Raw genomic sequence first — 24,470 nt, forward strand, 5'->3', positions numbered from 1 at the left:
CCCTACTGGGCCGTGAGATCGAAGCCGATGTACTCGGCGGCGTCCTCCGGGCTGGCGAACAGGATCGTCTTGTCGTCGAGATGAACCATCCGGCCGTAGTGCGTCGAGCTGATCTCTTCGAAGATCGAGCCGTCGAAGTCCTGACCGAGCGCCTCGGAGAGCTCGTCATAATCGAAGTCGAGCAAGCGCACACCGTCGACCCGGATCATCGACGGATACTCGGTGAGCTTCACCCCCTCCTTGGCGCCCATGACTTCGGCTACCACCCGTCCGATGGGGGTGTTCATCAGGGTGACGCCGCACATATTGGAGAACTCGGTGGCCGATCCGAATTGCATGCTCACTTGTCCAACTCCTCGGGGATATCGAGCTCGATGGTGTCGAGAACCGAACGGAACTTCGCTTTTGCAGCATCGAGGCTCGACGCGAACGTGACGGGCTTGTCTGCGGGCGCCGACCAGATCGGTTGCAGCGCATGAGCAGCGGACAGGCATCGCGGCACCCACAGGGCGAGCCATTGTCCGAACAGCACCTTGTTGGTCTCGCCGAATTCAGGATCGCGAGTCAGCAACCGGAACAGGTTGCGGGTGTAGTTCAGGTCCCGGTCGTAGTCGTACTCACCGGTGCCGACGATCGTCGGGGTGATGTAGTCGCCGTTACGCGCAGCGATCTGCATCACCAGTTCACTGCGGAACAGTGACCCGACGAGCTGCTCGAATACGATGTTGGTGGCGAACAGCAGTTGGCACCAGTCCCCCACGGCCGTCAACTGTTCGACGACTTCGCGGGTGGGCTGCCACTCCGGAGCCTCCTGCCAGGCCGTCCGGTGGGCAGCGCCATCGAAGGAGTCAGTAGCTTCTGCCAGGTCCAGATTGAACAACGCAAGATCCTGCGCGAAGCGCATCTTGTGTGCGGCGTTCACCGCCACGGCCGTGTTGATCATGTTGGTCGGACCGGACCTCTGAATCGAGGTGAACACGTGCAGTGCCAAACCGTTCTCGGCATGCATCCAGGCACCGACGTTGCGTTCCAGGAACGTCAGCCAGGACGCGTTCCAGCCATCGTAGGCGTGGGCACGCTTGGCATTCTTCAGACACAGCTCCACCTGGCGGACCACGGCGGAGTTGTTCCGGAAGATCGTCTGGTTCCACTCCTCGTTGGGGTCAAGAAAGGCATGCCAATTGGCTGATCTGGCCGCCGTCCAATCCTGCGGGTAACCGCCCGGACCGTCCCCGAAGCCATACACCCAACCCTGCGACAGGTGCCGGGCCGGGTCGGGCTGCACGTCGACGGTGACATCCTCGTACATCGTGGCCCGCAGTTTGGCCGGCGTGAAGTAGGAGTAACTGCGACTCTTGGAGCTCGGAAACTCCAAGGCGCCGGCTTCGGAATCAGTGAATTCGATCTTCGGGAAACTTCGTTCCTTGGGCTTTTCGGGGGCGGACATGTGATTCCTCTCGTCTGGTCGAACGGGGCTAACTGAAAAGCGGGCTGGTGAAGCTGTCGTAGAAAATCTGGTCTTTGGGCACCGAACTGCTGTCGAGGAGCGCCAGCGCGGCGTCGACCATGGGCGGCGGTCCGCAGAGGTAGACCTCGGTCTTGCCGATGGCGGCTTCGTGACGGGCCACCACGTCGGTGACCATGCCCTGCTCGACGGTGACCGACCCGGGCACCGAGCCGTCGGCCGATTCCGACAGGCACGCCACGAACCGGAAGTCGGTCAATCCCTTTCCCAATTGCTGGATTTCGTCGAGGTAGAACAGATCATCCGCGGTGCGCGCGCCGTAGTAGAACCGCACCGGCCTGGTGTTCTCGCTCTGGTTCATGTGCCGCAGCAACGATAGGATCGGCGCCATTCCGGCTCCGCCGCCGATGCACACCACCGGGAGCACGTGCCCCTCTTTGAGGGTGAAAGACCCGTACGGGCCGGTGAGCGAGAGTTCGTCGCCCACAGCGAGCCGGCCGTCGAGCAGGGCAGAGAATTTGCCTCCCGGATACTTCTTGATCAAGAACTCGACCTCGTCGGTGTTCGATTGCGTGGTGGCCATCGAGAACGACCGGTGCTCCTCGGTTCCCGGGATGTGCAGATCTGCGTACTGACCCGGTTTGAACTCGAACTTCTCGGGCTCGATCGGCGTGAGACGAAGCGAGACAATGTCTCTGGTCATGGGATCGACGGCCACCACCCGGGTGCGGACATCCTGGATGGGTACCCCGCCGAGGAGTTCGTCCTCGTCGAAGTTCAGTAGCTCGATCGTGCAGTCGCTGAACGCATGTGACCGGCAGAGCAGAACAAAACCCTCGTCGACCTCGGCGTCGTTGCAGGCGAAGGTCGAGTAGTTCTCCATCTGGATCTCGCCGTCGAGCACGTAGGACTTGCACGCCGAGCAGCGCCCTTCACGGCAGCCGTGCATGAGGTGGATGCCGTGGCGGAATGCCGCGTCGAGGATGTTCTCGTCCTCGTGGACGTCCATTTCCAGATTGACCGGCTCGAAGCTGATTTTGTGTGAATCCGCCATGGCGGAGGCCTCCTAAGTCTGGTGATTTCGGCGTGTTCGCGACCTGTGAGCGGTCACGAACACGCCGAAATCACAACTAACCCGCGCGGTAGGCGGCGATATGTGCGTCGCGCTCCGCGTCGGTCATCTGATTCAGCAGCACATTTGGGCTGTTGAAGGTATTGCCCCGCACGTCGTCGAGCGTCCACATCTTGCTCGGATCCAGATTCAAGTGTGGTTGCCCCACCAAGGTCTTGCCGTCGTCGCGGACATAACCCAGGTCGCTGACGATATCGGCGAGATCCTTGCCGTGGTGCAGCGTCTCCCACTCCCGGAATCCGGTGAGCCGCCCCATGTTCGGAGTGGGTCTGCCCTCATACTCGCTGCGGAAGGCGGTCGCGTCGGTCCAGTGGCAGGTCTCCGAACAGTAGGTGCGCCACTGTCCGTCGACCTTGTCGACGATCATGTCCTCACGGATCAGCGCAGGCACCATGCATGTCCAACAGCGGTGCGGGTACTGGTAACCGACCTCCTCGAAGGCGATGGGCTTGTTGCGGCCCGGGTACGCCAGCCGGTTGTAGGCCTCCCACCACTTGCCGTACTTCGAGTACCAGCCGGGATACTTGTGCTCGAACCATTCGAAGTCGGTATCGGTCATGGTGTCGATGCGCCAGTAGTTGACCGGCCAGCCGGTGGCGAAGAACCGGGCGACCTCGTGCACGTAGCCCTTCTCGGTGATGCGCTTCCACGCCTCCTCGACGAGGTCGTGCGGAATCGTGAGGCCGTATTTCTCCAGCGGCAGAAGGTAACTGCGGTAGTAGTCGTCGTAGATCCAGCGCCGCCACATCTCGGCGTAACTCTCGCGGTCCTTGCGCCGGTCCTTGGTGCCGTACTCGATGAACGTGCCGATCGCAGCATCCACGACGCAGTGGTTGTTCCACCAGGCGTAGCGCAGGTCGCGCTCCAGCAACGGCCGGTTGCGTTCGTCGGCCAGAGCCATCAACAGGATCGAGTAGCCGTTGGAGATGTGACGCGATTCGTCGGACTGCACCGAGTGGAACACCGTCGGCAGCAGGTAGTCGCCGTTGGCCGCCGCCTCGTCGGGCATCGCCACGAAAAGCGTGTTCGTGAAGGCGGTTTCGGCGACGACGGTGAGGTAGATGTTTGCCGCGGTGATCGCGTCCCCGGTGATGAAGCCCTCACCGAACTGCCTGCCGATGGTGCCCGCGTAGTTGTTCGCGAACGCTTTCTCGGTCATGTCGAAGCCGGCCGGGTCGATGTAGTTGTTCATATAGAGCTTCTTGAGATTCATCTGGATCGTCGAATGCCGCACCTCGTCGATCATCTGCACGGCAAGACCGTTGTGAATCTCGGGGTTCGGCACTGCGTCGATGGCCATCGGCATCGCCCGTGCTGCCGAGATCTCCGGAAACGGGATGATCGACAGGAACAACTTCTGCCACTCCAGCCAACGCTGCTGGACCTGACGGAACATGTTGCCGCGGATGGCGCCGTCCATGGCGCCGTAGACGCGGTTGTCCTTCTCCTCCTCCATCGAGAAGTACGACCGCATGATCTGCTTGAGCGGATCCTTCTTGGGCGCCTTCTCGAAGGTGTAGTCGGTACCGAAGCGGGTTGCCGGAGTCGCGAACGTCGGTTCCCACGTCAGTTCACTGATCTTCGCGTGTGCCTTGGTCAGGCTTTGTCTGCTCAACGTGAGCCTCCTGATAGATGGGCAGTCATCCACCGGGCTGGGGACGATGCGTCACCGATACAACACTGTGAGCTGGCTCATATGGGTCTCACTTTGAGACAGGAATCACACTCGAATAATCGTCGTGTTTGCAGCGCCCGCGATTCTCAAATTGAGACGCCATAAGCTCCGCCCGCGCCTAAACTGCAGGCTGCAGCACTTTCGGGACCGAGGTACAGCCACCGTGGTCACAGATGACGACCAAGCTGTCGGCGCCAGACGCGCGCGGGAGCAATTTCTTGCCGCTGGCGCGACGACCGCCGACGCGGTGCGGCCAAACGTGCTCAGTTCGTGGCGCCGGTCGCGAGATCTGCAGGTACACCCCGACCGCGTCGAACTGCCCTACCTGCGTGACCCGGACACCGACACACCGCTGGCTCACGCGGCCGCACCGGTACTTCGGCGCATCGCCGACGATCTCTCCGAACAAGCCGTCAGCGTGGTACTCACCTCGGCCGACGGCCTGGTACTGGACCGGATCGCAGCCGACGCCAAGTTCGAGCGCGTGCTCGACGACGTCCGGCTGGCCAAGGGTTACAGCTACGCCGAGGAGTTCGCGGGCACCAACGGCATCGGCACCGCACTGGAGACAGGAAAGCCGGCATTCATCCAGGGCAGCGAGCACTACGTGGGAACGCTGGGCAGTCTGGCCTGCGCGGGGTCACCTATCCGCGACCCCATCACCCGGCGCATCGTCGGCGTCATCGACCTGACCTGTTGGGCGCAGCACGCCGACCCGCTGTTGTTCGTCCTCGCCAAGAGCGCAGGCAGCCAGATCGAGGACCGCATCAGCGCGATGAACAACGAAACCGAAACCGCTCTGCTCGACGCCTATCTCAAACAGAGCCGTCGCTATCCCGCAGGAGTCCTCGCCATCGGTGGAGATGTCGTCCTGATGAATCCCTATCTCCGGCAAGCCCTCGACGCCGCCGATCAGACGGTGCTGCTCGATCAGGCCGCCGAAATGACGCGGACGTCGTTCACCACGACCACGGTCACCACCTTGCCCAGCGGTGCTTCGGTGAAGATATCGACCGCCGTACGGATCGCAGTTCGTGTCCGCAGCGACAGCGTGGTGTTCCACGTGTCACTGCACATTCCGGAGAGCGCTCCGGTGCGCGGACGCCAGTCCATTCCGGGATTGGCCGGGCGCAGCAGCTCGTTTCGGCGCAGCTGTCATCAGGTGGAACGGTGCTACCGCGACAGGGAATGGGTCGTGATCGAGGGCGAACGGGGTTCGGGACGGACCCGACTGGGCAAGTCGGTCGCACACTTCGTCACCCCGGAACGCAATGCCACCATTCTCCGAGCCGAATCATTCGACAGTGCAGACGATTTCGTATCCGCATTCGAAGCGGCAACCGATCAGACCGACTTCGCCGTCATCGTCGCCAATGTGGACGAACTCGACGACGCCACGCTGGAACCGCTGGCCGCCGTCATGCAGAGCCGCGCCGGGCGCGGCTGGGTCGCCGCCACGACCAGCACCGAGCGCAACTCGCCATTGGTGGACATGCTGGTGCTTCCGTTCTTCACCCACACCGTCACAGTGCCCGCGTTACGCCATCGAATCGACGACCTCGAAGACCTCGTGCCCACACTGTTGCACGAGTTAACGCGCGGGGATGCTCGGATGGACAGCGAGGCCATGCGTCAGCTGAGCAAGCTACCGTGGCCGGGCAACGTCGCACAGTTGCGTAGCGTTCTGGCCGAGACCGTCACCCGTCAACGGTTGGGAGTGATCGGCGTCGACAAGCTTCCCGACGGGTGCCGTTCGCTGATCCGCCGCAAACTCACCCGCCTGGAGGCAATGGAACGCGACGCGATCGTGCGCAGCCTGTCTGAAAATGACGGCAGCAAGGCCGATGCCGCTGATGCCCTGGGGATGTCACGCGCCACGATCTACCGCAAGATCAAGGACTTCGGCATCACGTGATAGCCGGTCTACGGCGCATCCCAAAGCACAGGAAGCGATTTCGGTCCCCGGGTCCGCCAGCCGTGTACCCAAGGCTTCTGGTCAGGGTCGAGGCGGAGTCCGGGTAGACCCTGGAACACCTCTTCCAGAACGACCTGCGACAGCGCGCGAGCGGTGAAGTGTCCGACGCAGGTATGCCGACCGTAGCCGAACGCCATGTGATTCCGTTGGGGTCGATCGAGATCGAATTCGTCGGGATTGCTCCATCTTTCGGGGTCTCGGTTGGCTGCACCCACCACCAGACCGACGCTCATGCCCGCCGGGATCAAGACACCGTCGAGAACCATGTCCTCAAGGACATCGCGTTCGACGACGCTGAACGGCGGTAACCACCGCATGGCTTCTTCGAACGCGATCGGCCCCCACCTGACAGTGTCGACCACCAGGCGATCGCGATAGTCCTCGTTGGGCAGGACGCCGAGCAACGTCGCGGCAATCCCATGACCCGGCTCCTGAAAGCCTCCGACGATGAGTACTGCAACAGTGCCGATGACGGCGTCGATCGAACGGACTTGTCCCGGTTCACATCCGGTGTGGAAGAGATGCCACAGGACTGTGCCGTCGCTTTCGTCCGGCATCGACGCGATCCGTGCTTCGAGGTAACTCCGGACCTCCAGTTTGACGACCTCACCGCGATCGGCAACACCGGTGTCGCGCCCGCGATTCACCAGATAGGCACCGAGCGCGTTGAACCAGCGCTTGCGGGTGTCCATGTCAAGGTCGTCGAGACCGAGCATGACGCCGACGACCTCAAGACTGATCGGCTCCAGCAATTCGGTCGCGAGATCGGCGCAGCCGCGGTCACGGATCTCCTCGACGCGCCGGCGGGCGACCGCCCTGAAGAGGTCATCACGGCGGCTCAACACGGACTTGTTGCGCAAGGGCGGGTTCAGGGCGTTGCGCAGTTCGGCATGGCCCGGTCCCTCCAGGCTGAGAATATTGGGGCTGCCATACGCGGTCTTGAACGGCTCGACCGGTCCATGTAGATGGTCGTTGTCTCGACCGGCCGCATCGCATAGCGCCCAGGTGGTCAACAGGACCAAATGTGTGTCCGGCAGGTAGGCGATCGGGGACTCCACACGCAGGCGGCGATAGATCGGATTGGGGTCGTCTTCCAGTTCGGCAAGTGTCACCTCGGACACCAGATCGGTGACGACTTTCAGAGATGTGTGCGGAGTAGTGGTCATTGCCGGACTTTCTTGTTGTTGTGGCGGCTGGGCGTCGGGTACCGGGCGCTACTCGACGGTGACCGCGGCGAACTGAATTCGGTTGCCGTGCCGGTCAGTCCGGGAACGCGGAACTGTCGCGTACGATCGCAGCCGAGATCGGGTATTCACACGCATTGGTACACAACACTTCTCGATCCGCGTCAAAACCAGTGGCGGTTTCGCCCAATTCGAGCGTCGCCCCAACTCCTCCAGGGCCGATCGTGGGGCAGATAAATCTCGTCGCCGGTGTTGCCCATCCCAATCAGCAGGCCTGCTTGCTCAACGCACCGGTGGGACAGCCGCTGATCGCCGAATCAACCTCGGCCAGAAGGTCTTTGGGGATGGTATCGCCGCTGATCAGCTGCAGCTTGCCGTGATCGTCGACTTCGAAAGTGTCCGGGCATAGCGCCTCACAGATGCCGATCCCTGTGCACTTGTTCCGATCGACCTGAATCTTCACATAAGACCTTTCTGGATGTCAGCCGCAACGAGACGTTTCCCACTCCAATCCGGTGGCGGGGCGCCCGTCGCACCAAGATTTAGTACTGAAATCCTACAGCTGTGCGGCATATTCAGCTTCGCAGTCGGCAAGCTTTAGCATGGTGGAAATCAACTCGTTACAGCCGTCGCCGACCGAAGCCGGCCGTAGACCCAATCCACCACCAGATCGGCAGACGGTTGCAGCACCCGGTCATCGAAGGTAGCCCGGGCGGAGTGATTGGACGGGCTGGATGCGGGGTCGTCCGCAGTCGTCGCCCCGATCAGTAGGAACACCCCCGGCACTTCACGCAGCACCCAGGAGAAGTCTTCCGCGATCGCGAGTGGCTCGTCGAGGATTTCCACTTCGCCACCGCGAATCTCTTCGAACCTGGCCAGTTCGTCGCCGGCGGTGAGCGTCGGAACGGTGTCCTTGCGGGCGGTGACTGTCGCGGTGACGCCGTAACTCATCGCCACCCCGGCAGCGGTCGAGCGCAGCAGTTCCTCGACGCGGTCGATGCTTTCCTCAGAGAAGCCCCGGATGACGCCGCCGAGCTCCGCACTGTCTGGAATCACGTTCCGGGCCGCGCCCGAGTGCACCGATCCGAACGTCAGAACCGCGTGCTCCTGTGGCGCCACCCGCATCGTCATCATGGTCGAGCAGGCGGTGACGAACGCGGCCGCGGCGGTGATCGGATCGCGAGTCAGGTGTGGCGCCGATCCATGTCCGCCCCGCCCCGTGAACACCACGTCGACCAATGTCGACCCGGCAAGGACGGCACCTTCCCGGCTGACGACCCGCCCGCGCGCGAGATGGTGAGCCAGGACGTGGAGGCCAAGGACCGCTACTGGGCGGACATCCACGACGTCCAGCAGCCCTTCGGCAAGCGCGAGCTGCGCTCCCCCGTGTCCCTCTTCGCCGGGCTGGAAGAAGAAGATCGCGTCACCGGTGAGCTCGCGCCGACGACGTTGCACCTCCAGGGCTGCGTGCAGCACGATCGCCATGTGACAGTCGTGGCCGCAGGCGTGCATCGCGCCGTTGGTCGCGGCCCACGGCAGACCCGTTTCCTCGACCAGGGGAAGCGCATCCATATCCGACCGGACCAGGACAGCGACGCGGGGACGATCCGGAGGTGCAGCATGACCGCGGACGATGGCGATGACGGAGCTCAACTCCGTGCCACGGCGGCACTCGATGCCCGCAGCTTGCAACCGGTCGAGTAGGTAGCGCTGCGTCCACGGCAGGTGCAGCCCCACCTCGGGATGCTCGTGTAGCTCGCGTCGGGTGGTGACAATGCTGTTCATCGCGACACCAGTTCCCAGGTCCGCTGGTCGATGACGAGCACGGAACCGTCCGCCCGCGTCAGCGCGACTGCGCTCAGATGCCCGCCCGGCCGGTGCCCGTCGCGGCCGAGGACCGCATCGAAACTGTTGAGCTCCAGCGGTTCTGGTTCGTCGGGCCGCACGACGCGGATTTCGAGCAGCGCGGCGGCGTCTACGGCACCAGCGCCTGGCAGCACTTGATCGGGCGACCGGACCAGCCCGAACGGGCGGTCGCTCGCGCCGATGATCTCCTCGACACCGTAAAGGTCGACGGCAACTCCTGCGCGAGTAAGCCGCTGATGCGTCAGCCCCGACGTGTTCCTGCCACCGATCTCAACAGCCCAGCCCGCGAGGATCAACTGATGCCTCAAGGCGTACGAGACCAGGCGACCGAACGGGTTCTGCTCCGCCAGATCCCGGTCGACGACGGTAACGAGTTCGAGGTAACTGCCCTGCAGCGGGATGATCAGGTTTTCCGTCCCGACACCGTCATGTCTGCCGCCACCGATTGCTGTCAGGCCCAGAACTGTGCGAAAACTCTCTTTTGCTGCTGCAAGATTTGGTACCGCGATCACGATATGGTCAATGTCGTCAGGCAACATGGTTTACCAGCTCCGATGTGATGTACAAGGTGGGGAGTCCTCCAATGTCAGTCCTCGCGGGAAAGAGTGAACTCGAGTCTGCGTCATCGGCGCCGATCCTCAAGATCGGCCACATAGCGCAAATGCTCGGAGTTTCGGCCGCGCGCATCCGGATGTGGGAGGACGAGGGACTCATCACACCCACCCGCACCGACTCGGGGCAACGCCGATATTCCATGCGCGACCTCAAGCACCTGGAACGTGTTCGGCGCCTTGTCAATAGCGGTGAAATGACACTCGCCGGTGTGCGGGCGACGCTGGGCGCGTCCGAAGATGGCGACGCTGAAGTTCCCGACGCCGGCACCGGACTTCCTGACGTTGGCGCGCGGACGAAGCTGCTGCGGCAACGGGCTGGCCTGAGCTTGCGCGACCTGGCCGGCCGCATCGGGATGAGTCCATCGGCGCTGAGTGCCTTCGAACGTGGCAACAGCAGCCCGAACATCGGCCGACTCTCTCAGGTCGCCCATGCGATCGGGATAACGACCAACGAACTGCTTGGTGTCGACCACCAGCGCGACGAGATCGTCGTCCGACGCGACCAGCGCGAGCGCATTGTGGACACGACCGGAGTCATCATCGAGAACCTCTACCTGTCCCCCACTGTCCTGCAATCCCAGATGGTCACGGTTACGCCAGGATGCGGGAGTGGTCATCCCATGGTCCACGAAGGTGAAGAGTTCCTGACGGTCATCGAGGGGGCGATCGAGGTGGTGCTGGACGCCACCGAGATCTTTCGTCTCGATACCGGAGACTCGATGAACTTCGCGAGCACGCGTCCGCATATTTATCGCAATCATGGTGAGGTACTGGCCAGAGTGGTCTGGGTGAATACGCCGCCGACATTCTGAGCGAATGCCGGGGGCGTATCGCCTCAACCCAGAACCGCTAATCCAGAACCGCTAGTCCAGAACCGCGATGGCCCGGATCGGCGAGCCCGTACCACCCAAGATGTGCAGTGGCAGACCGAAGAACTCGAAACGCTTGTTGACCACCTCGCCCAGGTTCGCCAGGTGCTCGGTGTTCACGATGCCGTACTTCTTGCACACCATGTGGCCAGGGAAGCTGTTGTCGAGGCTGTTGTCGATCGCGTTGCAATCGCTGCCGATGTTGACCACCCCCTTGGCCGCCAGGTATTCGGCTCCCTCCCAGTCGAATCCGGGATTCTCATCGATGTACTTGGGCTCGGGGAACCATCGGTCGCCGTAGTCGAACCACGCGAGGACGATGTCGCCGGGGCGGATCTCCTCCCCGGACTTGGCAAGTTTTTCCTCCGCCACCTGCACATCCGCGACACCTGCGTAGCCCTTGCGGTCTGGATCGGGCGACTGGAAGGAGACGTGCGACAGGTCGATGCACACCGCCGAGCCGTAGTAGTACGTCAGGGGAATGGCGTCGAGCGTCTTGCCGTCGGGGTCGTACTCGAAGGTGGCGTCGGTGTGGGTGCCGGCGTGTTCGCTGATCAACAGATCACGAGCGTGGAAACCGTCTCTGGTCCCGTACTTCTCCTTGAACTCGTCGTGAGTCTGGTGGACCACGATCTTGGTCTCCTGGTGGCCGAACCACATCGGCATACCTTCGTAGATCGGTCGCGTCAGATCGACAATCGTCCTGCGGCCGTCGAGAAGATGAGCTCCCAGGGTCGGTACTTGCGGACGTGGATCAGTTGCGGGAATGGTCATGACCTGTCTCCTTCGTGACGGAAGAACGAACCGAAAAGCCGATTGCAGAACACCAGTCCCGACTCGTCGAGAGCACTGTTGCTGGCGGACAAGACGTCGGCCACCACCAGCACGTGATCGAGAACCTCAACCTCGACGACCGACTTGCACTCCAGGTTGTACAGGGCCCCCGCTATCGCGGGAACTCCGAGCACAGGGCCGCTCCCCTGCACTGCCTCCGCAGCCAGAAACTTGGGCTGTCCCGCTGCTGCCTGCCGGGCCGCCAGCTCTGCTGAGGCCGACGACAGGATGGCGACACCGAACTCGCCAGTCTGCGCGATGGATTGTGCTGTTGCCGTTGACCTTCCCACCGAAAAGGCGATTCGAGCGGGGTCGGCCGAGAAGGACGACAGCGAACTCAACGTCACCCCCCATGGCTGGCCCTCCACATGCGAAGTCACGATCACCACTCCGCTCGCCAGCATTCTCATCGACTGCGTGAACTCCGACGCCGAGATCGGCGCGACTTGCGACCTGGCGCTGGCCCGCAACCGAGGTGCAGTCCGGGCTGCGGTGTCGACCGCGGTAGACATCAGGCGATCCCCACGTAATCACGCACCCGGCGAGCGGCCTCGCTGCGGTCGGTCTTCGTATAAACCAGATGGCGGACGAACGCCGGTGGGGTGGCGTTGACGTTCTCGAACAGGCCGACCCGGCCTGCGTGCGCACCGGCCACCAGGTCCCAGACGAAGTTGAAGAAGGTGTTCTTCTCTCTGGCGGACACCCCCGTGCCGGGGAAGAACGCCTCCATGCGAGGCCCGAACTCCGGGTGGTCCCAAACCTTTTCAGGCCAGCGCGCGATGAGCGCCTGACCACAGAGGTCGCGGATCTGATAGGTGATCCGCGGATAGTTCTCGATCGAGTAGAGCCGTCCGGCCGTGGTGAGTTCCGGATTGGGGACGTGCACCCCGTTCCATTCGACGGACTCGGAAATAGTCGCCAACGAGTACGCCTTGAGCGTCTGGGCATAGAGGGTGATATCCGCAACCGCAGCCTGTACCCCGGGGATCTTGTTGGTACCGAGGATCTCGGTGATCACCTGGGCCACACCGGTGAACATCTCGGCGCGGAAGGCAAGCCTGGTCATGATCGACCACAGCGAGTAGACACAGCTTTCGTAGTAGAGGTCCAACAACCCGAGGTTGTACTTGCTGAAGACGTACTCGCGCGGCAGGAAGACGTTGTCGAACAGGATCGTCTGGTCGAGTTCCTCGCCGGCGTGGTCGAGCGGATGATCGTTGCGCGGGGTGTTCATCCGCGCTGTCGGTTCCCGCAACACCAACGACAGGCCCGGAGTGTTCATCGGGATGGCCGCCCAGATGGCAGCTTCGGGTCCGACACCTTCGCCCAGAGTGGTTGACAGCGTGAAGAAGTGCGCCAGCGATCCGATGCTGCCGGCCACCTTGGCGCCGGTGATGACGATGCCGTCGGGCCGGTCCTCGACAATGCGCAGCTGCGAGGGACGCTCATTTCGCGGAACGTTGCGATCAGACTGAGGATCGGCGATCAGATCGGTGCTCAGCAGGTTGTAGTCACCGGACAGCTTGACGAAATTGCGGATGTTCTCGGCGAATTCGGGGCTTTCCTTTTCGATCCGGTCGATCGTGGACAGGAATCCCAGTGCCATCATCGGCCCGTAGTCGTTGGGACGTCCGTACATCCCCATCGTGCGCTGGGTGATGAACCGCGTCGCCTCACGTTTGGCGAAAAGGTGCTCGCGGGTGGTCGGGATCTGCCACCCGATTGCACGGCGCCCGCCGTCGTCGGCGACGTAGGTCAGGGTGTCCTGATGGGCAGGTTCGAACTGAGCGTCTTGGATACCCGCGAGGGTGTTGACCGCTCGCAGGTCCGGATGCGTGGTGACGTCGTCGATCTCCTCGCCCTGTGAGGAGATGATCCGTCGACCGTCGCGCAGCGAGGCTTTGTATTGCGCTCCGGTCATCAGGTGTCCGCCGGCTGCGTCCAACTGATCGGTGACCTTGTCGATGCGAAGTCGCTTGGGATCAAACGACGCCGCTTCTGGGTAGGACAGCGTTGTCATGCCATATGCCTTTCCGAGAGGGTTGGAAATTTCAGCCGCGTAGGACGGCAATTGCTTCGGCCTCGATGAGGAAGCCGTCGTACATAAGTCCGGCGACCCGCACGCCGGTACCCGCGGGACCTTCGTCGGGCAGGAACTCCATGCGCACCCGGGTCATCGCTTCCCAGTTGGCCCTGACCTCGTCACCGGAACCGTCGAAGCAGTAGTACGTGTTGACCTTGACCACGTCGTCCCACGTCGCCCCCGCCTCCGCCAGCACGCTGGTCAGCGACTGGAAGACATTTCGGGTCTGGATCTCGATATCCCCCACCCCGACGACGTTGCCGTGCTCGTCGGATGACAACTGACCGCCGGTGAAAACCAGGTTGCCCACCCGCCATCCCTGCGAGAACGGCGTTTTGATGTGGTGCGTCCAGGTGCTGTTCATCAGACGCTGGCGATCGGTACCGTCTCCGACCGCGGTAGCGAGATCGGTAGTGGACATGTGGAGGCTTCCTTCCTTCGGTGAAGTAGATATCGGGACAGTGCAGGCGGCGGTCAGACCGACGCCGTCGCCGCGGGGGCGGCCTCGCGATTCACGCGCCGCGAGGCCGTCAGGCGCATCAGACCGAGGTACAGCACGAAGCTGACCACGGAGCCGACAAGCCAAGTCAGGTCCACCCCGTCGAGCCAAGCCGCCACCGTGCCGACGTAGAAGGGGCTACTGGCGAAAGGCAATTCGATCAGGAAGGTGACGATGTAGGTCGCGACGGCGGGAATGTTGACGTTGCCGTAACCCCGCGAGCTGTCGATAAAGGCTGCTGGGTCGTAGACGCCCTTTTTGATGATGTAGTAGTCGACGAGGTTGATGATGCTCCACGGGATGAGCAGGGTCATCAGGAACGTGATGAAACCCAGGTACGAGTTCAGGAAGTCCGAGGCGAACCCGGCGGCGACGACGGTCGTCACGATCGCGACGAGGACGGCGATGACATTGCGCGCCAAGGCCCGTGGCACCCAGGTCGGTTTGAAAGTCTGGATCATGGTCAAGACCGTCAGCGACGGGCCGTACAGATTGATCACCGCGGCGTCGATCGCACCCAGGAACAGCATGATCAGAACGAAGACCTTGGCCGGTCCCGGCAGCAGGCTGACCATGTCCGCGACCGACCCGTCGCCGCCGGCAACCACCACCAGCAGTGCGCCCAGCACCATCATCGGAATCGCGCCGGCAACACAGCCGAGGTAGGTGTACCAGAACGCCGGCCGCGACGAGGTACCCGACGGCAAGTAACGGGAATAGTCTGAAACATAGGGCGCGTAGGCGATCTGCCACACCGCAGCCGCCGAGATCATCCCCATGAAGCCGATACCGTTGAAATGCAGGTCAGCCGAGCCGGCGGTGCCGCCACTGGCGTGGATGATCAGAAAAACCGCCAGGAGGAGAACAGCAATACCGAAGAGGCCCAACAGTATTCGGTTTGCTCGATGGATGAAGTCGTAGCCCACGACGACTGCGGCCAACGTCAGGACTGCGCACACCACTAGACCGAAGGTGCCTCCGAAGGAGGGTATGAGGATGGCCAGGGTGTCACGTGCGAGCACCAAGATGGATGCCAGAAAGCCGAAGTAGACCAGGATGACCACCCCGAGCACCAGCAGCGCACCGTACATCCCGAACTGAGCCCGAGCCTGGATCATCTGTGGCACACCGAGTTTCGAGCCTTGCACCGAGTGCAGCGCCATTAGCACCGCACCAAGGAGATTGCCGATCAGGATGGCCACCACCGCCCACACCGGCGGAAGGCCGTAGACGGTGGTCCCCAGCACCCCGGTCACCAAGGTGAGCGGCATGATGTTCACCCCGAACCACACGGGGAACAGATTCCGCGCGGTTCCCTTTCGACGATTCTCGGGAACGGGTTGGATCGTTAAGTCCTCGATGAAGGACGCATTGGTAGATGACAACTTGGCGCTCCGATCATGACGAGCCACTGGCGCGGCCTCTTCGCTTGTTCCGAAAACATACATCTGTGCGGCAACGTTGGTAGCAGTATGCAACACGAACTTTCGATGGGTGTAACAAATCGGAAATCTGACCGAATTGCCCTCATATACCTGTGCATTCCCCGGAAGCGCAGACACAACCACCCTTCCCCGACGTACGTAATGTGCTGTTTACTTGTTCTCGTTCGGTATGTATCTGCTTCACGAGAAGGGTGGCACGTCATGCTGACGTCGTCAGATGTGCGGATCAACGACCTCTTCAAAATCGGGATCGGTCCGTCCAGCTCCCATACGGTGGGTCCGATGCTGGCCGCGGCAACCTTCGTCGGCGAACTCGCGTCGATCGGTGCACTGGACCGCACACACCGGCTCGGCGTCGTGTTGCGAGGCTCACTGGCCGCAACGGGAGAGGGCCACGGCACGCCAGGGGCGATCATCGCCGGCCTCCAGGGACATGACCCCTCCACTTGTGACCCAGCCGCGGTTCGCGGCGCGTGGGACCAGGCCAGGTCAGACGGCCGCATCACCATCGGCGGCCGGCCCGTCACACTCGACAGTGTGGAGTTCCGACCCTTCGATCGACATCCGCAGCACCCCAACGCTGTTGACTTCGTCGCCTTTTCGCGGAGCCGGTCCGCACTGCTGGAGCGCACCTACCTCTCTGTCGGCGGCGGCTTCGTCGAGCGGGCCGGCGAGCAGGGACAACAGGACCCTATTCCACTGTTGCCCTTCATTTTTCAGTCATTCAGCGAGCTGCAGTCGGCCTGCTCGGAGCACGGCCTGACGGTCGCCGAACTGGTCGCCGCCAACGAGGAAGCGGCCGACGTCGACTCGAAACACGCGGCGCTGACGATCTGGGCGGCGATGGAAAACTGCATGGCGCTGGGACGGCAGTCAGGTCCGGAGATACTGCCCGGCGGCCTGCGGGTGCGCCGTCGGGCACCTCAGCTGGCTGAGCGGCTCGACGAGGTCACCGGCTTCGCCGGTGAAGTCGCCAGGATTCAACTCGACGCCATGGCAGTCAACGAAGAGAACGCACTGGGTAACCGGGTTGTGACGGCACCCACGAATGGAGCGGCGGGAATCATGCCGGCCGTCATTGCCCACTATGTCCGCTCGTTCCCTGGGTCCCACATCGACGGCGTGGTCACGATGCTCCTCACTGCCACGGCGCTCGGGGCCATCATCAAGAGCAATGCATCGATCTCCGGCGCCCAGGTCGGCTGTCAAGGAGAAGTGGGATCGGCCTGCGCCATGGCGGCCGGCGCCCTGTGTGCGGCGCTCGGCGGTTCCGTCCGTCAGGTCGGCAAAGCGGCTGAAATGGGGCTCGAGCACCATCTGGGCCTGACCTGCGATCCGGTCGGCGGCCTCGTGCAGGTCCCTTGCATCGAACGTAACGCCATCGCGGCGGTCACGGCGGTGCAAGCCGCGACCCTCACTCTCCAGGAGGGAAACCAGCCTCACCTGGTGTCCTTCGACACCGCCGTGGAGACCATGCGCCGCGTCGGGGCGGACATGCACGACAAGTACAAGGAGACCTCACTCGGCGGCCTGGCAGTCAGCGTCGTCGAGTGCTGAAAACTCCGACGCGGCACCGCTACACTCAATGCCCGTGGCAGACATGGACTCCCGGCCGGTTATCCGTATCGTCGCCGCGGTGATCACCAATGTGGATGGCCGTGCGCTTCTGGTGCGGAAGCGGGGTACCACTGCGTTCATGCAACCGGGCGGCAAGATCATGCCGGGCGAACCCCCGATCGAGGCGTTGCAACGGGAGATCGCTGAAGAACTTGGTGTTGTCGTCGAAACATCGGCATTACGACCGCTCGGGCGTCATGTCGCGGAAGCGGCAAATGAACCCGGGCACCTCGTCGAGGCCGACTTGTTCATGGTCAGTTTGGAAGCGACACCGCACGCCGCGGCGGAGATCGAGGAGATCGCGTGGGTCGATCTGGCGGCGCCCGGCGATATCGAACTGGCACCCCTGACACGAGGCACGGTCGCCACTGTGCTGCGGCGCCAGCCATAACCTGGTCGTCGACGCTAGCCGGTCCCACCGGCCGGCTCGCCGGGTACGGCGGGCGACGCCTGGTACCCGCAGCCCGTGCCTGCCGACCACCCGTGGCGGACCATGCCCAATCAGGGCATGACACCGCACATCTCGGGGTCGTCGCTGTCGGCGCAAGCCAGCTACGCTGCAGGTACCCGAGAGATCCCGGAAAGCTACTTCCGGTTGAACACCGCAGCGCGATGAGTTCTGATCGTCGACGGGGGCGCATTGACCGGTACCGGAACTCGGTCCTATACGGCGAAGTCATGAAGGGTGATATTTCATGTCCCACAACATAATTGACAAGATCGATGCCGGCCAGATCCTCAACGAGACGCGTCTTGCGAAGGGGCTGACCTGGCGGGAACTGGCCGAGCAGATCGACAGACCGGTGGTATGGACAGTCGCCGCGCTGTTAGGCAAGCATCCGGTGCCCAAGGTAAACGCTGTGAGGGTCGGCGAGATACTGAGCCTGGACGACGAGGTCGTCTCCGCACTCCAGCGCCAGCCGTATCGTATCGCCGATGCAGGCCTGGCTACCGACCCCACCGTCTATCGTTTCCACGAGGCAATTGACGTATACGGGCAGGCCCTCAAGGAACTCATCCACGAGGAATTCGGTGACGGCATCATGAGCGCGATCAACTTCTCGGTGGACTTCGCTAAGCAGGAGGCCCCTCAGGGCGATCGGGTCGTGGTGACACTCAACGGCAAGTTTCTGCCCTACCAGTGGTAGCACGAGCTGGCCTACCGGCGCGGCCTGCTCTCAGAGGACCTGGCTCGACTTCCACCGCCTGACCGGAGTTGTCACGGCCATTGAGACTTTGCTCCCATCTGTGGCCGACACCGCTACGAATAGGCACCATGTACATGTTGGCCCTGATCGGCTTTCTCGGCGGGTTGATCACCGGTATCTCGCCGTGCATCCTGCCGGTCATCCCAGTCATCTTCTTCTCCGGCGCGGACAGTGGCCGCCACGATCAGAGCCCGCTGCAGGAAACTGAAGAGCACCAGGGCAGCGTTGCCACCGCGATTCGTACCAAACGTTCGCTGGCCGAGACGCTGCGCCCCTACCGGGTGATCGGCGGCCTGGTCCTGAGCTTCAGTGTCGTCACTCTCGCCGGATCGGCGCTGTTGTCACTGCTGCATCTTCCGCAGGACGCGATCCGCTGGCTTGGCATTGCCGCCCTGACCGTGATCGGCCTGGGTCTCATCTTCCCGCAGTTCGAGGACATGCTGGAGCGGCCGTTCGCGCGGATTCCGCAGTGGAACGTCAGTCAGGGCCGCAGCGGGTTCGGCTTGGGACTTGCCCTGGGTCTGCTGTTCGTACCCTGCGCAGGTCCGGTGCTGGCGGCGATCGTATTGGCCGGGGCAACCGGTTCCATCGGCATCAATACCGTCGTGTTGACGATGTCCTTCGCGATCGGCACCGCAATACCGCTGCTGGCCTTCGCCCTTGCCGGGCAGCGCATTTCCGAACGGGTCGGCGCCTTTCGTCGGCGTCAGCGCCAGATCCGGGTGGTCGGCGGGATCGTGATGCTGGCCTTCGCCATGGCGATCGCACTGAACGTCCCCGCCGCGCTGCAGCGCATGGTCCCTGACTACACGAGCGCGCTGCAGGACCGGGTGGGCGGCTCTGGCCCGATAGCCGACAAGCTCGATCTGGGCGGGTTGGTCAACGACCAGAACAGGCAGTTGTCGAACTGCACCAACGGCGCCGCGCAACTCGAAAATTGCGGCCCGGCACCAGATGTCACTGGTATCACCGGATGGTTCAACACCCCGGGGAACGCCCCGTTGGACCTCAAGAGCCTGCGCGGCAAGGTTGTCCTGATCGATTTCTGGGCCTACTCGTGTATCAACTGCCAGCGCGCCATCCCCCACGTCACCGACTGGTATTCCAAGTACAAGAACGCGGGCCTGGAAGTCATCGGCGTGCACAGCCCGGAATACGCGTTCGAGAAGGTTCCCGGCAACGTCGTCAGCGGGGCCGCCGACCTGGGCATCACCTATCCGGTGGCACTCGACAACAAACTGTCGACGTGGACGAATTACCGAAATCGTTATTGGCCGGCGGAATACCTGATCGACGCGAGCGGCACGGTCCGACACATCAAGTTCGGCGAAGGCGACTACAACGTCACCGAGAACCTGATCCGGCAGCTTCTCCACGACGCCGACCCGGGCGCGTCCCTTCCCCCACCCAGCGATTTCGCGGACGCCACCCCACCAGCCGGGCTCACCCCTGAGACGTACTTCTCGGTGGGCAAAGTGGTCAACTACGGCGGCGGTGGAACCTACGACGCGGGCACTGCGACCTTCGACTACCCAGCCACCCTCGCCGACGACACGTTTGCCCTGCGCGGACCTTTCACGCTGGACTATCAGGGCGCCCTGGCCGCCGGCGACATGTCGAGCATCGAGCTGAACTTCAACGCCAAGAACGTGTATCTGGTGGTCGGGGGCCAAGGCACTGTGACGGTTGAGGCAGACGGCAAGACCAGAGCCATTCCGATCAGCGGCCCGCCGACATCGCACCAGCTCATCGGGGCGGACCAGGTGGGCCGCCGACATCTCGAAGTTCGCCTCAGCAAAGGGCTGCAAGCGTTTTCGTTCACCTACGGCTGACGTAACGCGATCAGCCCGTGCTGATGCTCGCCGACGGCCGCTGATCTCCCGCAGATAGGTCTGTCCCATCCGCTTTCTGTCCCATCGACTTTCAGGCCGGGATCAGGGACACGTCTGGAAGTGGTAGCCCGGCGCGGTCGGCGCCACCAGGTCACGATCCCGCAGCACCACAGATCTCGGCGTGGCAGGATCAGCGCACATCGTCGCGAACGGCCGGGGCAGATTGTCGGTGTACTCGATGTCCACGACGTGGTTGCCGTAAACGCCGGTATAGCCGGAGCATTCGCCGTAGGCCGCGCACTCCTCGGCCACGGCGAAGTCGAAGCCGGCCGTCCGTAGAGTCGACGAATCCTCAGCCGCATTCTTCTGAGCCGCCGCCAGCCCTGCGGCGTGCGCAACCGCTACAAGATCACGCGCCAGTGCGACCGCGTCGTCGCGATTCAGGACGCCGCCAGTCCGGTTGTAGCTGTCGATATTATCGAATTCGACTGCGTTGTAACCGCTTCCGACGCACTCTTTGATCCAGTCACTGACGGTCCCGACGATCGTCGCACGCTGCTCGGGCGTCCGAGTGTCGAGTAGTACTTCATCTGGCCAGTCCGGGTCGTACACCAGCGATCCGTCGGATTTGCGCAGCAGCGCCGATTGCGGCCAGGTCCCGAGCTCACCCGGCTGGGTCTGGAAGCCGTTGACGTAGCAGATCCCATACCTGCCTGCGGCGGGTGCCTGCGCCGTCCGGTCGCGTGCCACTACTGTCACCTGCGCCGGGGGCGGGTACGCCGCACCGAGCTGATAGTCGGGCACACCATCAACCGGTGGCAGCGCCACCGGCGCAGCCGATGTCGTCCCGCACCCGGCGATCGCCATCGAAGTCAGGACAGCGGGCAGTATCGATCGCTTCACGGGTGAGCGGACCCGTTTCAGTTCGCGCCGGGATGGGCCGGGCACACGGCTACTCGGCTTGACCGATCTCATCCAGACGCTGTCCCACCCGGGCCAGCGCCTCGTCGAAGATCTCCACTTTTTCGCCTCGCTTCTCGTTGGCGGGCTGGGCGGCGCCGCGGGACCCTTCGGTCTCCACTCGGGCCGCGCCCTGGCGCCGCAACAGGCTGAAGTTCTTTTCGCGCGCCGCCCTGAGCCGAGTCTGCAATTCCTTCAAGGACTTCGCGTCCAGTCGCGCCAGCACCTCGGGGTGGGTCTCGTCGATCAACGAGTTTTCCTGCGGCGTCAGGTTCACGTGGTGGTTGCTCACCGTAGATTCATATCGTGCGCCGGCCCTGCCCGTGCGACGAAACGCCGTGCGGGCCGCCGAACCGTCACCGATGCGCCATCTCCGCTTCATCAGTGCCCCAGCCCCGCCGTGACGCCGACTACCAGCCCATCCGCCAGAGCAATCCCCTCTGCAGGGACACGGTGGTTTGTGTGGGGCTCTTCAGCGGCCGGAGACCGCATCGGCGACGCGGGCCAGCGGCGAACTGGTCGTCCGGCCGCGCTGTTCGGCGCGATCGGCAGCTCGGTAGGCGGCATAGAGCCCGTGCACGGCGATGAAGCGCAACGGTTCGATTTCCCACTTGCGCGAGCGGTGCCCCACCCATGGCAGATGCGTCAGTTCGGTATCGCGGGCCAGGACCAGATCGCACAGTGTGCGACCGGCCAGGTTCGTGGCGGTCACACCTGTGCCGACGTAGCCACCGGCGTACCCCAATCCGGTCGTGCGGTCGTAGTCGACCATCGCCGACCAGTCCCTGGGCACACCGAGCACTCCCGACCAGGCATGGTCGATCTTGGCCGAACACGCAGCGGGGAAGAAGCGTCGGAGCAGCGCAGCGAGACCAGCGATGGCCTGCGTCTGGGTACTGCCATCGGAGTCGACAGCCGACCCGTAGCGATAGGGCACGCCCCGGCCACCGAACGCGATCCTGTCGTCGGCAGTGCGCTGGGCATACATGTAGACGTGGGCGTAGTCACCCAGCGTCTCGCGTCCCTGCCATCCGATCGAATCCCAGACGTCCTGGGGCAGCGGTTCGGTGACGATCATCGAAGAATTCATCGGCAGCCAGGTGCGGTGCTCACCGCGAAGATTGGCCGTGAAGCCTTCAGTGGCCCGCAATATGCGCTGGGCACGCACTGGCCCGAACACGGTATCGACACGCCCCCGGGAGATCCCGAGCACCGGGGTGTTCTCGTAAATAGTGACGCCCAACCGCTCGACAACGTCGGCGAGACCACGGACCAGCTTGACCGGATGAATCCGGGCGCAATGGGGATGCCACAGTCCCCCGAGGGTGCCCGCCACATTGATCCGCTCAGCACTGTCGGTGCCTGACAGGAGTTCGACGTCGGTACCCGGCCACTTCTTGGCGGCTTGGGCATCGGCCAGCAAGCGGGCGTGCTGTGCCGGGGTATAGGCGACGTTCAACTCACCGCCCTTATGGATATCGGCATCGATGCCTTCCGACGCCGCTACCGCGATGACCTCGTCGACGGTGGCGTTGAGCGCACGCTGTTGCGCGGTGGCGGCCGCACGGCCGTGCGCGCGGGCGAGGTGGGCGGCTCCACCGGTGATGGAGTTGGTCAGCCAGCCGCCGTTGCGTCCGGATGCGCCGAACCCGGCAAAACGTGCCTCTAATACCGCGATTCGAAGATCGGGTTGCGCTTTCTTGAGGTAGTAAGCGCTCCACAACCCCGTATAGCCGGCCCCCACGATCGCGACATCGACATCGAGCGACGAGCCCAGAGCAGGCCTCGGGCGTGGAACGCCCACCTGCTGCCACCAAAACGAGACACCGCCGTTGGCCGTCACGCCGCCGCTCCTCGCTGGGAGTACCGGGTGTGGTTCATGAATCTCCTCGTTGTCGCCCGTCCACTCACCACTTAACACCATGGTGAGTGATACTGTACAGATCGTTAAGTAGACCGAATAGTGAAGCGGCGCACGCCCGCGACTATTCGAACACCCCCGGAAGCAGCTACAGCGATGCCCAAGACCACGGCGGTGGAGTCGCACGACGAGCATGCGAACACCCTCGGCGAGCGCGTGGCTGCGTATCGGCGTCTGCGCGGCATGAGCATGCGTTTCCTGGCGGCGGGGGCGGGCGTCAGCCCGAGCTTCCTGAGCCAGCTCGAGCGCGGCCTGTCCAATGCAACCATCAACACGACGCGACGGATCGCCGCGGCGCTGGGTGTCTCACTTGCCGATCTCGTCGACGGCGAGATCAAATACACCCGCGGCGTGGTCCGGGCAATCGACCGGCCGCTGTATTCGGCCGACCTGGGCTGCGTCAAACACGTGGTGAGCCAGGCACCTCGCAGCTCCACGGAGATATACCAGGGCACGTTGGAGCCCGGTGGTGCCACCGGTATCTCACCCCTGTCCCACGACCACGCCCAGGAATTCCTGATCGTGCTGCGCGGAACGGTCCGCGTCACAGTCGGCCCCGATGTGTACGACATGTACCGCAACGACTCGCTGGAGTACTTCAGTTCCGTCCCCCACCTCGTCCAGAATGTTTCAGACGAGGCCGCCGAAGTCCTGTGGGTCACCGATGTTCCGAATGCAGTCGTCGCGCGCAGCGTCACTTCGTGACTCGCCGGAGTTGCACGACGCCGGAAATGGCGACGAGGCGAGGACTGCCGGACCTCGACGGCGTTCGCGATATCGCGCGTCGACGACCAATTCGCAGCGGGGGGCTGGCAGTTCCGCGCGAATCTCATCGAGTCACTGTGGCACACGACGGAGACAGTGCGCCCGTAGCGTGAACTCGTCTGCGACCGGAAATCGCGCGGAGCCGCGCCGAGATCGACCAAAACGAATTCGCTCGTCACCAGCGGAATTCACAAGTGTTCTCGTTGTCACGATTGCACACAGCGACGAATTCAGTGCATGATGCGAAGATGCGCAGCGGGCCACACCGAACTCGTCTTCGTGTCGCCGCCTCCAGGACTACGGCAGCCGACAACTCCGACACCGCGGCCGGCGAGGACACCACCACCCAGGCGATCATCGAAATGCTCCAGCATGACGGCCGCCAATCGTATGCGGGGATCGGTAAGGCTGTCGGCCTGTCCGAGGCAGCGGTGCGCCAGCGGGTCCAACGACTCGTCGACGCCGGGGTGATGCAGATAGTCGCGGTCACCGATCCCATGCAACTGGGATTCGCCCGCCAGGCGAT

Annotated in this window: 24 protein-coding genes and 1 pseudogene; 9 read left to right on the forward strand and 16 right to left on the reverse strand. The window is 63.3% G+C overall.

Translation table 11 applies throughout. The annotated features are described in order from the left end of the window. Positions 1 to 2: 2 nt before the first annotated feature. The 4 genes from mimD to H7J73_RS25995 all read right to left on the reverse strand — a co-directional run bounded on the left by mimD (position 3) and on the right by H7J73_RS25995 (position 4,212). A complete protein-coding gene (mimD, locus tag H7J73_RS25980; RefSeq protein ID WP_264070640.1) occupies positions 3 to 344 on the reverse strand; it encodes a propane 2-monooxygenase effector subunit MimD in 342 nt (113 codons plus the stop codon). Next, positions 341 to 1,447, reverse strand: a complete 1,107-nt coding sequence (locus H7J73_RS25985) for an aromatic/alkene monooxygenase hydroxylase subunit beta (protein ID WP_264070641.1) — start codon at positions 1,445 to 1,447, stop codon at positions 341 to 343. Before H7J73_RS25985 ends, mimD begins: the two co-directional genes overlap by 4 nt. 28 nt (positions 1,448 to 1,475) lie before the next feature. Continuing rightward, positions 1,476 to 2,519, reverse strand: a complete 1,044-nt coding sequence (locus H7J73_RS25990) for a 2Fe-2S iron-sulfur cluster-binding protein (protein ID WP_264070642.1) — start codon at positions 2,517 to 2,519, stop codon at positions 1,476 to 1,478. A gap of 76 nt (positions 2,520 to 2,595) precedes the next feature. After that, positions 2,596 to 4,212, reverse strand: a complete 1,617-nt coding sequence (locus H7J73_RS25995; RefSeq protein WP_264070643.1) for a ferritin family protein — start codon at positions 4,210 to 4,212, stop codon at positions 2,596 to 2,598. 223 nt (positions 4,213 to 4,435) lie between these two features. Between H7J73_RS25995 and H7J73_RS26000 the strand changes: the two genes are divergently transcribed. Further along, entirely contained in the window at positions 4,436 to 6,187 is a 1,752-nt protein-coding gene (locus tag H7J73_RS26000; RefSeq protein WP_264070644.1) for a sigma-54-dependent Fis family transcriptional regulator, read from the forward strand. Positions 6,188 to 6,195: 8 nt separating this feature from the next. On the opposite strand, the gene H7J73_RS26005 is transcribed toward H7J73_RS26000, so the two are convergent. From H7J73_RS26005 to H7J73_RS26020, 4 genes are all read right to left on the reverse strand, one after another. Further along, on the reverse strand, positions 6,196 to 7,413 hold the full coding sequence (locus tag H7J73_RS26005) for a cytochrome P450 (protein ID WP_264070645.1): 1,218 nt from the start codon (positions 7,411 to 7,413) through the stop codon (positions 6,196 to 6,198). Positions 7,414 to 7,696: 283 nt separating this feature from the next. Further along, positions 7,697 to 7,894, reverse strand: coding sequence for a ferredoxin (locus H7J73_RS26010; RefSeq protein ID WP_264070647.1), 198 nt, complete (start codon positions 7,892 to 7,894; stop codon positions 7,697 to 7,699). Positions 7,895 to 8,043: 149 nt separating this feature from the next. Continuing rightward, entirely contained in the window at positions 8,044 to 9,216 is a 1,173-nt protein-coding gene (locus H7J73_RS26015) for a M20 metallopeptidase family protein (RefSeq protein ID WP_264070648.1), read from the reverse strand. Next, positions 9,213 to 9,836 (reverse strand): VOC family protein, encoded by a 624-nt coding sequence (locus H7J73_RS26020; protein WP_264070649.1) that lies wholly within the window; start codon positions 9,834 to 9,836, stop codon positions 9,213 to 9,215. Before H7J73_RS26020 ends, H7J73_RS26015 begins: the two co-directional genes overlap by 4 nt. 44 nt (positions 9,837 to 9,880) lie before the next feature. On the opposite strand from H7J73_RS26020, the gene H7J73_RS26025 reads away from it, so the two are divergent. Continuing rightward, entirely contained in the window at positions 9,881 to 10,723 is an 843-nt protein-coding gene (locus tag H7J73_RS26025; RefSeq protein WP_264070650.1) for a MerR family transcriptional regulator, read from the forward strand. A gap of 51 nt (positions 10,724 to 10,774) precedes the next feature. On the opposite strand, the gene H7J73_RS26030 is transcribed toward H7J73_RS26025, so the two are convergent. From H7J73_RS26030 to H7J73_RS26050, 5 genes are read right to left on the reverse strand one after another with little or no spacing between them, the layout of a single operon-like run. Further along, positions 10,775 to 11,554 carry a cyclase family protein gene (locus H7J73_RS26030; protein ID WP_264070651.1) on the reverse strand — a complete coding sequence of 260 codons (780 nt, stop codon included), beginning with the start codon at positions 11,552 to 11,554 and terminating at the stop codon, positions 10,775 to 10,777. Beyond that, positions 11,551 to 12,126: a flavin reductase family protein gene (locus H7J73_RS26035; protein WP_264070652.1), complete on the reverse strand. Its 576-nt coding sequence runs from the start codon at positions 12,124 to 12,126 to the stop codon at positions 11,551 to 11,553. Before H7J73_RS26035 ends, H7J73_RS26030 begins: the two co-directional genes overlap by 4 nt. Beyond that, positions 12,126 to 13,634, reverse strand: a complete 1,509-nt coding sequence (locus H7J73_RS26040; protein ID WP_264070653.1) for a 4-hydroxyphenylacetate 3-hydroxylase N-terminal domain-containing protein — start codon at positions 13,632 to 13,634, stop codon at positions 12,126 to 12,128. Before H7J73_RS26040 ends, H7J73_RS26035 begins: the two co-directional genes overlap by 1 nt. A 31-nt stretch (positions 13,635 to 13,665) precedes the next feature. Next, positions 13,666 to 14,118 carry a RidA family protein gene (locus H7J73_RS26045; protein WP_264070654.1) on the reverse strand — a complete coding sequence of 151 codons (453 nt, stop codon included), beginning with the start codon at positions 14,116 to 14,118 and terminating at the stop codon, positions 13,666 to 13,668. A gap of 53 nt (positions 14,119 to 14,171) precedes the next feature. After that, positions 14,172 to 15,608, reverse strand: a complete 1,437-nt coding sequence (locus H7J73_RS26050; protein ID WP_264070655.1) for a purine-cytosine permease family protein — start codon at positions 15,606 to 15,608, stop codon at positions 14,172 to 14,174. Positions 15,609 to 15,842: 234 nt separating this feature from the next. Between H7J73_RS26050 and H7J73_RS26055 the strand changes: the two genes are divergently transcribed. From H7J73_RS26055 to H7J73_RS26075, 5 genes and pseudogenes are all read left to right on the forward strand, one after another. Continuing rightward, positions 15,843 to 17,198, forward strand: a complete 1,356-nt coding sequence (locus tag H7J73_RS26055) for an L-serine ammonia-lyase (protein WP_264070656.1) — start codon at positions 15,843 to 15,845, stop codon at positions 17,196 to 17,198. Positions 17,199 to 17,241: 43 nt separating this feature from the next. Beyond that, positions 17,242 to 17,649: an NUDIX hydrolase gene (locus tag H7J73_RS26060; RefSeq protein WP_264070677.1), complete on the forward strand. Its 408-nt coding sequence runs from the start codon at positions 17,242 to 17,244 to the stop codon at positions 17,647 to 17,649. 26 nt (positions 17,650 to 17,675) lie between these two features. Next, positions 17,676 to 17,874 (forward strand): annotated as a pseudogene (locus H7J73_RS26065) (NAD(P)-dependent oxidoreductase); the annotation flags it as partial. Positions 17,875 to 17,953: 79 nt separating this feature from the next. Beyond that, on the forward strand, positions 17,954 to 18,406 hold the full coding sequence (gene cynS / locus H7J73_RS26070; RefSeq protein WP_264070657.1) for a cyanase: 453 nt from the start codon (positions 17,954 to 17,956) through the stop codon (positions 18,404 to 18,406). Between the two features lie 128 nt (positions 18,407 to 18,534). Next, positions 18,535 to 20,298 carry a cytochrome c biogenesis protein DipZ gene (locus H7J73_RS26075; RefSeq protein ID WP_264070658.1) on the forward strand — a complete coding sequence of 588 codons (1,764 nt, stop codon included), beginning with the start codon at positions 18,535 to 18,537 and terminating at the stop codon, positions 20,296 to 20,298. A gap of 102 nt (positions 20,299 to 20,400) precedes the next feature. Here the strand turns inward: H7J73_RS26075 and H7J73_RS26080 are convergent, their stop codons facing one another. From H7J73_RS26080 to H7J73_RS26090, 3 genes are all read right to left on the reverse strand, one after another. Then, the gene (locus tag H7J73_RS26080; protein ID WP_264070659.1) at positions 20,401 to 21,165 is read right to left on the reverse strand and encodes an endo alpha-1,4 polygalactosaminidase; all 765 of its coding nucleotides are present in this window, start codon (positions 21,163 to 21,165) and stop codon (positions 20,401 to 20,403) included. A gap of 85 nt (positions 21,166 to 21,250) precedes the next feature. Continuing rightward, a complete protein-coding gene (locus H7J73_RS26085) occupies positions 21,251 to 21,550 on the reverse strand; it encodes a hypothetical protein (protein ID WP_264070660.1) in 300 nt (99 codons plus the stop codon). A 180-nt stretch (positions 21,551 to 21,730) separates the two neighbouring features. Next, on the reverse strand, positions 21,731 to 23,101 hold the full coding sequence (locus H7J73_RS26090) for an NAD(P)/FAD-dependent oxidoreductase (RefSeq protein ID WP_264070661.1): 1,371 nt from the start codon (positions 23,099 to 23,101) through the stop codon (positions 21,731 to 21,733). Between the two features lie 174 nt (positions 23,102 to 23,275). Between H7J73_RS26090 and H7J73_RS26095 the strand changes: the two genes are divergently transcribed. Both H7J73_RS26095 and H7J73_RS26100 read left to right on the forward strand, forming a co-directional pair. Further along, positions 23,276 to 23,884, forward strand: a complete 609-nt coding sequence (locus H7J73_RS26095) for a type II toxin-antitoxin system RelB family anti-toxin (RefSeq protein WP_264070662.1) — start codon at positions 23,276 to 23,278, stop codon at positions 23,882 to 23,884. A gap of 308 nt (positions 23,885 to 24,192) precedes the next feature. Next, positions 24,193 to 24,470, forward strand: a 278-nt coding sequence (locus H7J73_RS26100; RefSeq protein WP_264070664.1) for an Lrp/AsnC family transcriptional regulator, incomplete at its 3' end; no start/stop codon positions are given.

Source organism: Mycolicibacterium komossense, from assembly GCF_025822605.1.
GTDB lineage: Bacteria > Actinomycetota > Actinomycetes > Mycobacteriales > Mycobacteriaceae > Mycobacterium > Mycobacterium komossense.

Coding starts and splice junctions, on each gene's coding strand:
- H7J73_RS25985 (WP_264070641.1), bottom strand. CDS start 1,447: ATGTCCGCCCCCGAAAAGCCCAAGGAACGAAGTTTCCCGAAGATCGAA.
- H7J73_RS25990 (WP_264070642.1), bottom strand. CDS start 2,519: ATGGCGGATTCACACAAAATCAGCTTCGAGCCGGTCAATCTGGAAATG.
- H7J73_RS26005 (WP_264070645.1), bottom strand. CDS start 7,413: ATGACCACTACTCCGCACACATCTCTGAAAGTCGTCACCGATCTGGTG.
- H7J73_RS26015 (WP_264070648.1), bottom strand. CDS start 9,216: ATGAACAGCATTGTCACCACCCGACGCGAGCTACACGAGCATCCCGAG.
- H7J73_RS26020 (WP_264070649.1), bottom strand. CDS start 9,836: ATGTTGCCTGACGACATTGACCATATCGTGATCGCGGTACCAAATCTT.
- H7J73_RS26025 (WP_264070650.1), top strand. CDS start 9,881: ATGTCAGTCCTCGCGGGAAAGAGTGAACTCGAGTCTGCGTCATCGGCG.
- H7J73_RS26030 (WP_264070651.1), bottom strand. CDS start 11,554: ATGACCATTCCCGCAACTGATCCACGTCCGCAAGTACCGACCCTGGGA.
- H7J73_RS26035 (WP_264070652.1), bottom strand. CDS start 12,126: ATGTCTACCGCGGTCGACACCGCAGCCCGGACTGCACCTCGGTTGCGG.
- H7J73_RS26040 (WP_264070653.1), bottom strand. CDS start 13,634: ATGACAACGCTGTCCTACCCAGAAGCGGCGTCGTTTGATCCCAAGCGA.
- H7J73_RS26045 (WP_264070654.1), bottom strand. CDS start 14,118: ATGTCCACTACCGATCTCGCTACCGCGGTCGGAGACGGTACCGATCGC.
- H7J73_RS26055 (WP_264070656.1), top strand. CDS start 15,843: ATGCTGACGTCGTCAGATGTGCGGATCAACGACCTCTTCAAAATCGGG.
- H7J73_RS26060 (WP_264070677.1), top strand. CDS start 17,242: ATGGACTCCCGGCCGGTTATCCGTATCGTCGCCGCGGTGATCACCAAT.
- cynS (WP_264070657.1), top strand. CDS start 17,954: ATGTCCCACAACATAATTGACAAGATCGATGCCGGCCAGATCCTCAAC.
- H7J73_RS26075 (WP_264070658.1), top strand. CDS start 18,535: ATGTACATGTTGGCCCTGATCGGCTTTCTCGGCGGGTTGATCACCGGT.
- H7J73_RS26080 (WP_264070659.1), bottom strand. CDS start 21,165: ATGGCGATCGCCGGGTGCGGGACGACATCGGCTGCGCCGGTGGCGCTG.
- H7J73_RS26095 (WP_264070662.1), top strand. CDS start 23,276: ATGCCCAAGACCACGGCGGTGGAGTCGCACGACGAGCATGCGAACACC.